At 58.8% G+C, this 11907-nt stretch carries 7 protein-coding genes; 4 read left to right on the top strand and 3 right to left on the bottom strand.

All coding sequences use genetic code 11. From position 1 onward, the window contains the following. Positions 1-26 precede the first annotated feature (26 nt). Entirely contained in the window at positions 27-1016 is a 990-nt protein-coding gene (locus IEI95_RS23145) for a hypothetical protein (protein ID WP_156531453.1), read from the bottom strand. Positions 1017-1336: 320 nt separating this feature from the next. Here IEI95_RS23145 and IEI95_RS23140 point away from each other — a divergent pair, with 320 nt between their 5' ends. The 4 genes from IEI95_RS23140 (at position 1337) to IEI95_RS23125 (ending at position 5414) form a co-directional block, all read left to right on the top strand. Next, positions 1337-2407: a polyamine ABC transporter substrate-binding protein gene (locus IEI95_RS23140; RefSeq protein ID WP_234890887.1), complete on the top strand. Its 1071-nt coding sequence runs from the start codon at positions 1337-1339 to the stop codon at positions 2405-2407. A gap of 99 nt (positions 2408-2506) precedes the next feature. Beyond that, positions 2507-3655: an ABC transporter ATP-binding protein gene (locus IEI95_RS23135; protein ID WP_156531455.1), complete on the top strand. Its 1149-nt coding sequence runs from the start codon at positions 2507-2509 to the stop codon at positions 3653-3655. Positions 3656-3659: 4 nt separating this feature from the next. After that, positions 3660-4589 carry an ABC transporter permease subunit gene (locus IEI95_RS23130; protein WP_234934258.1) on the top strand — a complete coding sequence of 310 codons (930 nt, stop codon included), beginning with the start codon at positions 3660-3662 and terminating at the stop codon, positions 4587-4589. A gap of 9 nt (positions 4590-4598) precedes the next feature. Further along, positions 4599-5414: an ABC transporter permease gene (locus IEI95_RS23125; protein WP_015915007.1), complete on the top strand. Its 816-nt coding sequence runs from the start codon at positions 4599-4601 to the stop codon at positions 5412-5414. 10 nt (positions 5415-5424) lie between these two features. On the opposite strand, the gene IEI95_RS23120 is transcribed toward IEI95_RS23125, so the two are convergent. Both IEI95_RS23120 and IEI95_RS23115 read right to left on the bottom strand, forming a co-directional pair. Beyond that, positions 5425-7320 carry an AsmA family protein gene (locus tag IEI95_RS23120; protein ID WP_156531456.1) on the bottom strand — a complete coding sequence of 632 codons (1896 nt, stop codon included), beginning with the start codon at positions 7318-7320 and terminating at the stop codon, positions 5425-5427. Between the two features lie 158 nt (positions 7321-7478). After that, positions 7479-11705 (bottom strand): ATP-binding protein, encoded by a 4227-nt coding sequence (locus IEI95_RS23115; protein WP_156531457.1) that lies wholly within the window; start codon positions 11703-11705, stop codon positions 7479-7481. Positions 11706-11907 lie beyond the last annotated feature (202 nt).

Below are 11907 nucleotides of genomic sequence, written 5' to 3'. Positions count from 1 at the left end.
GGCTCCCAGTGAGGGGAGAACAAATTCTAGGCTTTAATCACTGCCAGATAGGATTGCACGTGGCTGTCCGTGGTCATGATGCCCATCAGATTATTGTCGATCACCGTATTGCCGGTTGATGGTCCATCGCTGGTCGGATAGGCGACAGGAACCCATTTGGCGTCGGTAAAGGTTCCGTCGCTATTGCGACCGATGGTAACGAAAGCGGTGTCCTGGTCCGACATCGCAGCCAGGCAATAGCCACTCTCTATGGCGCTGATGCCTTCGAAATGGGTCACCAGCTCTGGCTTGCCCTGATAGCTGTAATTCTTGACATTGCTGATCTTTTTCGTTGCGGCATCATAATCCAGCACGAAGCCGACATTGATTCCGGTTGCGCCCTTGTAGCCGCCGACGATCGTATAGGCATTGCTGCCGTCGCCGCCATTTTGCCAGATGCCATAGGCAGTGGTGAGCGGCCCGAGGCTGAGCTTGGAGAAGCTTTGCGTGCGGATATCGTAAATGAAGGCGGCAGCCGAGGCAGCCTGCCCGGTAATATCGAAATTGCCGACCACCAGGTCGCCCATGGTGGAATGGGCAATGGTATAAAACACTATCCCACCGGCAACATCCTTGGGTATGTCGAGCGCTGTCCATTTGCCCGAACCGTCGAAGGCGCCTTCATACATCATGCCATGGTCGGCAGTCGGATCGGTGGCCTCAGCATATTTATAGCTGCCGACGGCGCGCACATTTCCCTTGCCGATGCCAGGATTGAACAAAGGTGTATTCGGACCGTAAAAGGTCGATGTCGTCACCGTCTGGCCTTTGAAAACGGGGGTCAGATAGGCATAGCCCGAGCTGTCGGTGGGAAACAGCGGCCCGCGATAGAGAAGCGCCTGCGATTGCGCACCTTGGGTCGGCTGGTAATTTCCGGTCAGCACGACCGGCTGGTCGGTGCCGGAATCCTGGCGTACACCGGTCACGAATTGGCCTGCGGAAAGAATGGTCTGGTATGTCACATTGGCGTCGCTCATTTTATCTACCTTTGATTGAAGTTTAAAATAATATAACTATAAGATGTTTTAAAAAGATTGACAGTTGGTTATTGAGAAGGAGCTTGCCGGACCGCATGCCATCAGGAAGATGGTCCTGCCGCTTCAACCTGCCGGTGCCCCGCCGGTACATTGTGCGCTGCTTTGCTGTGGTGCGGAAAATTACGCTTGTCGAGCGCATGTTTCCTTTCTAGTCTGGTGAAAAATAATGGGAACGTCGGGCCGTGTCCCCCAACGGCCTGGAAACAGGAGACGTGATGACATCCACCGGGATTCGCTTTGCCGCCGCCGCCTTTGCGGCCATGTCCATCACCGCTTCGGCGGGCGTGCTGCCTGCCGGTGCTGCCGACCGGGAAGTGCATGTCTACAATTGGTCGGATTATATCGATCCGCAGATTCTCGAGGATTTTACCAAGGAAACCGGCATCAAGGTCGTCTATGACGTCTTCGACAACAATGACCTGTTGGAAACCAAGCTTTTGGCCGGTGGCTCCGGCTATGATGTGGTGGTGCCGACCGGTCCGTTCCTGGCGCGCCAGATCCAGGCGGGCGTGTTCCAGAAGCTCGACAAGTCGAAACTGCCGAACCTTACCAATATGTGGCCGATGGTCATGGAGCGGCTCGCCAATTACGACCCCGGCAACCAATATGCCGTCAACTATATGTGGGGTACGACCGGCATCGGCTACAATGTCAAGAAGATCAAGGCGATCTTTGGCGATGACGTCAAGGTCGATAGCTGGGACTTCATCTTCAAGCCGGAAAACGCCAAGAAGTTGAAGCAATGCGGCCTGAACATCCTTGACGCCTCGGATGAAACCTTTGCCATTGCCATGAACTACATTGGCAAACCAGCTGACAGCAAGAAAACAGCCGATCTGGAAGCAGGCGCGAAGGTCTACCAGGCGATCCGGCCCAGTGCCAAGACCTTCAACTCCTCCTCCTACCTGAATGATCTCGCCAATGGCGACATCTGCGCCACCATCGGCTGGTCCGGCGATGTGATCCAGGCCAAGAAGCGGGCGGAAGAGGCCAAGAACGGCGTGGAAATTGCCTATGTGATCCCCAAGGAAGGAACCTATATGTGGTTCGACAACCTGGCGATCCCGGCTGATGCCAAGAATGTCGAGGAAGCCCATGCCTTCATCAATTACCTTATGAAGCCTGAGGTAATCGCCAAGGCATCTGATTTCGTCTCCTATGCCAATGGCAATCTGGCCTCGCAAAAAATGGTCAGCGCCGATGTGCTCAACAATCCCTCCGTCTATCCCGACGAGGCGACTATGAAGCGGCTGTTCACCATCTCGCCTTACGATCCCAAATCGCAGCGCGTCCTGAACCGGCTCTGGACCCAGGTCAAGACCGGCAAGTAAACGAGATGAAGCGGGGCAGAAATGCCCCGTTTTCTATTTGAGACGCGCAGAAAAGACCGTACAGGCCTTGGCAAACAAGGCAGGCGGGGAAGGGGACCGATGGCGAAGACTCTGGGGCCGGTAAAACGCAAATTCGCACCTTGGACGGAGCGGGGGCAAATGCCCTTCATCCGGTTTGAAAATGTCACTAAACGCTTTGGGCCGTTCACGGCAGTCGATAACCTTACCCTGAACATTTACGAGCGGGAATTTTTCTCGCTTCTAGGGCCATCTGGCTGCGGCAAGACCACGCTGATGCGGATGCTGGCCGGTTTCGAGGAGCCGACCGAGGGTCGCATCCTGTTGCAGGGCCGCGATCTGGCCGGCGTGCCGCCCTATCGCCGCCCGACCAATATGATGTTCCAGTCCTACGCGCTGTTTCCGCATATGTCGGTGGAAAAGAACATCGCCTTTGGCCTGGAGCAGGACAATCTGCCCAAGGGTGAAATAAAGGCGCGGGTCGAGGAAATGTTGAAACTGGTCAAGCTGGAGGAGTTTGCCAGGCGAAAGCCAGGCCAGCTTTCCGGCGGCCAGCGCCAGCGTGTCGCCTTGGCCCGCTCACTGGCCAAACGCCCGAAAGTGCTGCTGCTGGACGAGCCGCTCGGCGCGCTGGACCGCAAGCTGCGTGAGGAAACCCAGTTCGAGCTGATGGATATCCAGACCGAGCTTGGCCTGACCTTCCTGATCGTTACCCATGACCAGGAAGAGGCGATGACGGTGTCTGACCGGATTGCTGTCATGGACAAGGGCGAAATCGTCCAGGTGGCGACGCCCGCCGAAATCTATGAGGCGCCGAATTGCCGTTACGTGGCGGATTTCATTGGCGATATCAATATTGTTGAGGGACGGTTGCTGCGAAGTGATAGTGCGGGCGGCCCTGTGGCCATTGCCTGTGACGGCTTCACCTGCCTGGTGGATCAGCCCTGCGATCTCGCTGACGGTGCCGAGGTTGCCTTTGCCATCCGCCCGGAAAAGGTTCGTATCTCCATCGACCCGCCCGCCGATACCAGCGTCAATGCGCTTTCCGGTGAGGTCTGGGATATCGGCTATCTCGGCGATTTTTCGGTATTTATCATCCGGCGCGAGGATGGTTTCACGTTTCGGGCGGCGCAGGCCAATGTCTCGCGCCTGGTGGACCGGCCGATTACATTCGGCGATCAGGTCTGGTTTTCCTGGACGCCGGATGCCGGCCTGTTGTTGACGAGGTAGCGCCATGGCCGAGCCCGCAACCCTTCCACAAGCCGTTCCTCCGGTCTTTCGCCAGGCAAGCCGCGCCCGCTGGTTGATTGTCGTTCTCCCTTATCTATGGCTGGGTTTATTCTTCCTGGCGCCGTTCTTCATCATCGTGAAGATCTCGCTGTCGGATACGGCCATCGCGATGCCGCCCTATACGCCGGTCTTCCAGGGCTTTGCACAGTTGGGCGATTTCCTGTCGCAGCTGGATTTCGAAAATTTCCAGATCCTCGGTGAAGATCCGCTCTATATCGAATCCTATCTGTCGTCGCTGAGGATTGCGGCGATCTCCACCCTGCTGCTGCTGTTGATCGGCTACCCGATGGCGCTGGCCATGGCACGGGCAAAGGCGGAACTGCGCCCAACCCTTGTGATGATGGTCATCCTGCCGTTTTGGACCTCCTTCCTGATCCGTGTCTATGCCTGGATTGGCATCCTCAAGCCGGAAGGGCTTTTGACGCTGCTGCTGCAAAGCTTGCATATCTACGGTCCAGACCAGCAGGTGCATATTTACCAGACCGATATCGCCGTATTCATCGGCATCGTCTATTCCTACCTGCCCTTCATGGTCCTGCCGCTCTATTCGGCTCTGGAGAAGATGGATGGCAGCCTGCTGGAAGCGGCAAGCGATCTCGGTTGCCCGCCGATCACGGCCTTCTGGCGGATTACCTTTCCGCTGTCCCTGCCGGGGGTGATTGCCGGTTCAATGATCTGCTTCATTCCGATCACAGGGGAATTCGTCATTCCCGACCTGCTGGGGGGTGCCGATACGTTGATGATCGGCAAGACCATGTGGACGGAGTTTTTCGGCAATCGGGACTGGCCAGTGGCTTCCGCCGTCGCCATCGTGCTTCTGCTTCTGCTTGTGGTGCCGATCATGATTTTCCAGAACCAGCAAAGCAAAGTGTGAGGGACCGTGATGAAATCTGGCCGTTTCGATCCTGTTTTTCTCACTTTCGGTTTCGCTTTTCTCTATGTGCCGATCCTGATCCTGGTGATCTTCTCGTTCAATGCGTCGAAGCTGGTGACGGTCTGGGGCGGGTTCTCCCTGCGCTGGTACCAGGAGATCTGGCAGAACGACAGCCTGATGGATGCTGCCTGGGTCACGCTCAGGGTCGGCCTCATCTCAGCCAGCCTCGGCACGGTGCTCGGCACCATGGCGGCGCTGGCGCTGGTGCGGTTCGGGCGGTTTCGTGGCCGTATGCTGTTTTCCGGCATGGTCTATGCGCCGCTGGTCATGCCCGATGTCATCACCGGCCTGTCGCTGCTTTTGCTGTTCGTTGCGCTGAATGTCGATCGCGGCTTGATGACCATTACGCTGGCCCATACCAGCTTCACCATGTGCTATGTGGCCATCGTCGTGCAATCGCGGCTGGTGACGTTTGATCGCAGCCTGGAAGAGGCGGCGCTCGATCTGGGCTGCCCGCCGGTCAAAACCTTTTTCCGCATCACCTTGCCGCTGATCCTGCCGGCGGTGGTTTCCGGTTGGATGTTGGCCTTTACCCTGTCGCTCGACGATCTGGTGATTGCCAGCTTCACCACCGGGCCCGGCGCGACCACCCTGCCGATCAAGATCTATTCGCAGGTGCGTTTGGGTGTGACCCCGGAAATCAACGCGGTCTGCACCATATTGATTGCCGTCGTCACACTCGGCGTCATCATTGCCTCCATCGGCACCAAGCGGCGTGAATTGCAGCGTCAGCGCGATGAGCATATTGCCGCTGCCGGACGGTGAATGCGAACGATCAAGGTCGGGCTGGCGACAGGATCAGATCCGGCCAGGAACCGCCGATAAACATCCGCAGCGGTGCAAAATTGCCTGCGGCATCATTGGCGCTGCTGGCATAAGCAGTGCCGGGGCGGACTTCCGTCGAGAGGGCCAATCCCTTGAAATTATAGGGAATGACACCGGAGAAAGAGGAGGACTGCACACTGCCCAGCAGATCACCCTTGCCAATATTGATACTGCCATCATCAAGCGTTGCTGAGACAGTCAGACTGTCAAATGGCAATTCACCCGTGCCAGCATCCTGCAATCGGAAAAACTTCTGTTCCGCCGCCTTGCGCCGAATGCCCTCCGGGTTGACGCCGGTGATTCGGCCCGGTCCGGCGCTGAGGTCCAATGTGCCGGTAATATCTGCCGCGCGGGTTTCCCACAGCGCCCGACTGGTCGCGGCTGATACTGTCAGGGAGCCGGGGCCCAGCGGCAGGGGGCCATTCAGCGCCAGTTTGCCCTCGATATCGGAAAGATCTGCATTGGTCAGCGACAAATCGAGATGGCCGCCTTCGTCAAAGCCGCCATTGCGACCTTCGAGATGGGCAATCAATGTTCCATCGGCCAGCGTGCTATCGGCAATGTCGAACACGACGGTGCCATCGGTCGCCAGAATGCTGGCACCCATATCGGTGAGTGTGAAGGGCGCATAGGTCGCCTTGCGGGCCGAAAGCGTAAGGTCGAATTCCAGCCAGTCCAGCAGTCCACTTTTCCCGTTATTATGACTGGTGTCGGGCGCCGAGAGCGAGAAGGCACCAAGAAAGGTCGGAATATCCATCTGCTCAAAGGCCAGTGTGCCACTCAACTTCGGCTTGCCGCTTTTCGCCTGGGCCATTTCCATCAGTCCGGTTGCACTGGTATCGTTGGCCGTAAAGGACAAGCTGTCCAGCCTCACCTTGTCGGTCTCCGCCGTCACCGTGGCGTTGACAGAGACTGTGTGCAGCGCTTCCGTGCCCGGTAGCGTCGCGCCTGTCCAAGCCAGAAGCCCCGGCACGTTGGAAATCGTTAAGCTGAGCTGGCCGGAGGCAAAACGGGCGGGCGCAAGCCCGGTCGTGCCACTGAAATGTCCCTTGAGGGTGGGCGCGGTCAGGGAAAACTCCGCCTGGCCAACCCCGCCGCCCAGCAGGATCAAGGGCTGGGTGGAGGCAAAATCCAGCTGGGTGGCAACACCGCCGATGATCATATTGGCATTGCCGATCGCGGGTGCCGACATCACTGGCCAGAACAGATGGGAAAAGATGCTGTCGATCACCACCCGGCGCTGTAACGGTTGATCCTCGATGTCGATCCGGCCGTTTTCAATGGTGATCGATCCGATCCGGGCATCATAGGCCTTGTCCAAGCTTTGTCCGCCCTTGATGCTCTCCTGGACATGAGAAATGGCATCGGAGAGCAGGCCTTGCCCCGCCCAATCGAGATGACCTTGCGTGTTGCGCCGCATGTAGATGTGGGGCCGGCTGAGATGGAAATCGTCAAAGACCGGATTGCCCATGGCTGCATGGACCAGTCCGAACGAAGCCGACAGCACGTCGATATGGGCAAGAACGCGCTTGGCCTTGCCAGCCGTCCCACCAGATTGAGCGGGATCTCGGTCGGTAATGGTAACATCGGGCAGGGTAATGCGCGGCTCTGGCCAGAATTGCAGGCTGGGCGTTCCTGCGATCTCTACGTCATGGCCGCTCCAGCGGCTGATGGCTTTTTCGATGCTGCCCCGCACCAGGCTGCTGGACACGATATAGGGTGCCGCCAGCCGGGATGCGACAAAAACGCAAAGTGCAACCGCGATGACGGCAATCGCTGTGCGGGCCAGCCGGGGACCGCGCCAACGCCCAGGCCCTGACCATTTCCGTTTTGAACCGAGCGTCACATCAGGCCTTTCACATCCGGTGCGAAGAATAAGTCCACTGCCGCCGTTCCGATACAGCAAAGGTCTTTGCCTGGCAATTTCCTTGGCCAATCATCGAGTGGCAATCATGGGGAGGCTACGCAGGATAGGAAATGTCCGGACTGGGAATGCCTTGCCGATCATCCCGCCAGAACTCTTGGCGATGGGAAGGTGATTTCCACCAGCGTTCCCTCGTTCGGTGTCGATTGAATGGCAAAGCTGGCGCGATTGGCATCCACCATGGCCTTGGTCAGCGGCAATCCAAGACCGGTGCCGTCGCCGCGCAACCGGGCGCCGCCGGGGGACACTTGCCGGAACGGCTTCATCGCCTGTTCCAGTTCCGCCCGCGTCATGCCGATCCCGGTATCGCGGATGCGTAGGGTTACGCTGCCATTCGGCTCGTAATTGGTGGAAACGATGATCTGCCCACCTGAAGGCGTGAACCGGATGGCGTTCGACAGGATGTTGAGGACGATCTGCTTGATCGACCGCATGTCAGCCACGACATTCGGCACCGATTGAGACAGCGCCGTGCGGATGATCACCCGCTGGCCGTTTGCCTGCGGCTGGACGATGGCGACGGCTTCCGACACCGTCTCGTTCAAGCCAACCGCGATGAAGTCGAGATCCATTTCGCCCGCCTCGATCTTGGAAATATCCAGGAGATCGTTGACGATATCCAGCACATGCCGGCCGGAACGGCCGATATCGGCGGCATATTCGGCGTAGCGCCCATGGCCAATCGGCCCGAAGCGCTCATCCGCCATGATATCGGCAAAGCCGATAATGGCATTCAGCGGCGTGCGGATTTCATGGCTGACCCGTGCCAGGAAGTCTGTCTTATGGGCATTGGCGGTTTCTGCGGCGCGTTTGGCGCTGCGCAATTCCTCTTCGGTGCGCTTCCATTGGGTGATGTCGCGGATAACAGCGCAAAAGCCGTTGGAGGAGGAGAGGCGACCAATAGTCATGAACAGCGGAATGAAGCCGCCGGAGGATTCCCGGCCGATCACTTCGCGTCCGTCGTTGAGCACGCTGGCAACGCCATGGCCGGTCAGCCCGCCGAGATAATCGAGGATCGCCCGCTGGCTCTCATGGGCAAACAGCGTCACGAACGGCTTACCGCGAATATCGTCTTCGTCATAGTTGAACAGTGCGCTGGCTGCACCGTTTACCGAGCGGATTTCGCCGTCGGTGCTAATGGTCACCACGCCGTCGGTTGCCGTTTCCAGGATGGAGCGCAGTTCCTCCACCTCGATGCGCAGACCGGTATGCTCCACCGCGTCAAGCCGGGTCGGATGGTCCAATCCAGGCTGTGAGCTGTCACCCGCATCGGCTACCGGACGAGGCGTATGGTCCGCAATAGCCCCCTCGACAGGCTTTGCCGGAGCCTGCGGCACCAGCGCCAGCAGCAAGGCGCTTGCCTCTTCCCAGCGGATCGATTGCAGCCGTGCCGAGACCGGCACCAACGCATTATCGGCCCTGACCACGACGAGCCTGCCATCCCGGCGCGCGTCGTCCGGCCCAGGCTGATCGTCTTGCGGATTGTCGCCTTGCACCCTGTCGTCGCGCTGTAAAAGCGCGTCCAGCCCACCGGACTGAGCCAATGCGTCGAGATCGGCGTAACCGGTCAGCGCCAGAAATTCCGGATTGGCATGGATCAGGGTATCACCGCGATGAGCAAGCAATGCCACGGGCAGCATGTCCAGCACATCAGGCGAAAACACCACATCGCGTGGCGGACGTGGCAGGAGAGCGCCAGGCACGGATGCGACCGGCAGGATCATCTCGTCCGCAGCGTTTTTTCCATCCTCTGCGTCATCGTTTGTATTGGCGAAAACCTCATCACCAGCAGAGGGAGCAGGGAAATCGACGACGGTCTCATCCAGCTCGTCTCCTTCCTGTTCAGAAACGACGTCAGCCGGCTGGTCGCCATCTTCGGCGCTTGTTGACTCGTCGCTTACCTCCGCATTGGCCTCTGCATTGACCTCTTCACTGGCCTGCGATGCCGATAGATCGGTGTCTGGATCTGGTTTTGTATTGTCATTCTCAGGCAGGCTGTCGCGCTCGGCACGTGGCGAAGGCACTGTTGTATCCGTTGCTTCGGGTGTCGCATGGTCGGCGTTGGCATCCGGCGTCTGCGTTTCGGCATCTGCTGCGGCAACAGGCGATGGGTTTTGGTCTTCGACAGTGGCTTTGTCGTCACGCCCCGTGTCGGTATGCCCCTTCTTGGACGATAGATCGCGGCTGCCGTCAGCGGATTTTGCGCCGAGTGCGTCCAATCTGCGGGCAATTTCCTGAAAGGTCGCATGTTCGGCGGGGCTCAAGCCTTCGCGGCCGAAATGGCGAGGCTTGAGTTGAACGATGTTTTCCGCCTGAGGAAGGGGGGCTGGAGCGCTGATGACCAAGGCCGGCACCTCTTCCCGTTCCGGCACCTGTTCTTCCACCCGTTCTGGCGCAGGGATGGTATCAGCCTTTTCGACCTCTGCCGGAGCGGCCGAGGCATCGTCACGCATGTTTTCCTGAGGATCGGCTTGCGCCGCTTGCTCGGTCGTGCCGGTCTGATCGTGTGGGGCGCTTAAGGTCAGTCCCACCTTGTCGGTATCTTCGATGCAATCGGCCAGCCGAACGACGCCAAAGCCCCGGAAGCCATCAAAATCGCGATTGCGGGTATAGGTCGGCAAGGCTGCCAGATCGACCGGCACTTTCAAGCTGGTGCCTTCAATCGGCCAGTAGATCGTTTTGCCGGACCAGGTATCGCGCTTTTTCAGCAATTCGACGATCTTGCCATCGGGATCGAGATTGAACAGGGCAGCAAGATCGGCAAAGGTCTGGCCTTCGATGGCCGCCGACCGCGGGCCGACCGCCTTGGCAAATTCCGGCGAGACATCGCTGAAACAGCCGAGTGCATCGACCTTCCAGACGAACCGTGCCGCCCGCATGGTCGGTGAGAAGGCGAAATCCTCCTGGGTGTTATCCTGTCCGCTAGCGGTTTCCGGCAATTCGGGCGTTTCTTCCTCGGAATGCGGCGCGGAGTCCGTCTCGCCCTCTTCGTCCTGCTCAAAAGCGTCCGAGGAGGATGTGCTGGTCTCGGCTTCGCTCTCCTCAGACTGATCAGCGGGGTCAGCTGCGGCGGCGATGGCCTCCGGTTCTGCGGGCTCCTCTAGGCGGGTATCGTCCTCGGCTTCGATCTCATCCTGTTCGACATCGGCATGTAGATCCGAATCTGGCAGATCCGCGCTGGCTTGATGATCCTCGGTCAATGTCGCGTCGGACGTGTCAGGCTGTTCCGTGTCAGCGGGGCTTTCCTCGGGAACGGACAGTTCTTCAGGCAAGTCCTCGTCTTCAGGGAAGGGCTCCTCTTCAGACACGGGCTCGCCAATGGCATGATCGTCCGGCTGCGGGCTCAGCGCATCCGCTTGGGACAGGTCTTCCGGCTCAGGTTCCAACTCGTGGATGCTGCCCAGGGCTTCGACCACATCCTCGAAAGTCTCTGTGGGCGTTGTTTCCTCGGACTTGGCTTCCTCGTGCTCGGCCTCTTCAACCTCAACAGCGATTGTATCCGCGGCTGGAAAAGTCTCAGACGGGGGAGACTCAGCAGCGGCCACGGCTGGTTCTATCGAAACCTGCGGTTCGTGGACCTGTGGAGCCGTTACGGAAGCCGGGGTGGGCTGCTCCTCAGTAAATCCATCCGAAGTATCCAGCGTTCCCAACAGGGTTTCCACTGCAAACAGCAGGAACATTGCAGGGTCGTCGGCAATCTTGCCCAGCGCTGCTGGCAGGTTGCCGCGCGCGGTCGGGATCGGCCGCTTCATCAGGCCGCCGGGCTGGACTTGCGCCATCTGCACGATGGTTTCAATGGTGCGTGGGGTAATGCCGAGACGGTCGAAATTGCCGGATGCACGGATCACCGCGCCCTTGCTGTCCAGAAGAGCCATGTGGGTATCGGGGTCGTCAAAGCCGCGCAGCAGCGCTTCGCTGCGGGCCGAGGCGTCCCGGTAGCTGACCGGCATGGAAAACAGGATAACCACTTCGCCGGGGCGGATCTCCAGCCGTTCCAGCTGCGCTTCAACAGGCACAAGGCGAAAGCCCGAACCGGCCCTCACCACCAGCCGGCGCGCTTCGCCCGTCGTCTTCAACTGCCGGGCCATGGCGGCGATCTGCCGGAAGGTGACATCCTGGCGCGGTGGCCCCTGGTCGAGGAAATCGTAAACAGAAGCCGTTCCGAAGAAACCTGCTCCGGCGCCATTGGCCCAAAGCACCCGCTCCAGATCCAGTGAAAACAGCGCAAGTGCATCTCCACGCGCAAACCTGGCCCTGACCGCGCTGTGCACGGCGATATCAATGAAAGGGTATTGGATAGCGGGCATGGTCAACCTGTCGAGCTTTTTCGCCGGCACTGTTCTGAATTAACAGATTTTTAATAACTTCGCACCCCCTCCGGGTCCAGCGAAGAGCGCCTCTATCGCTAAACAGGGTTAATCTCGACAATTATTTTATTGTGCATCGCAACATAATATTGCAATGCACAATAAACGCTGTTATATGGCCTTTATCGAAAAACACCGGGCT

The organism is Agrobacterium vitis (assembly GCF_014926405.1).
Taxonomy (GTDB): Bacteria; Pseudomonadota; Alphaproteobacteria; order Rhizobiales; family Rhizobiaceae; genus Allorhizobium; species Allorhizobium vitis_H.
Note: the sequence above shows the minus strand (reverse complement) of the source record. Positions and strands in the feature narration are given on the sequence as shown.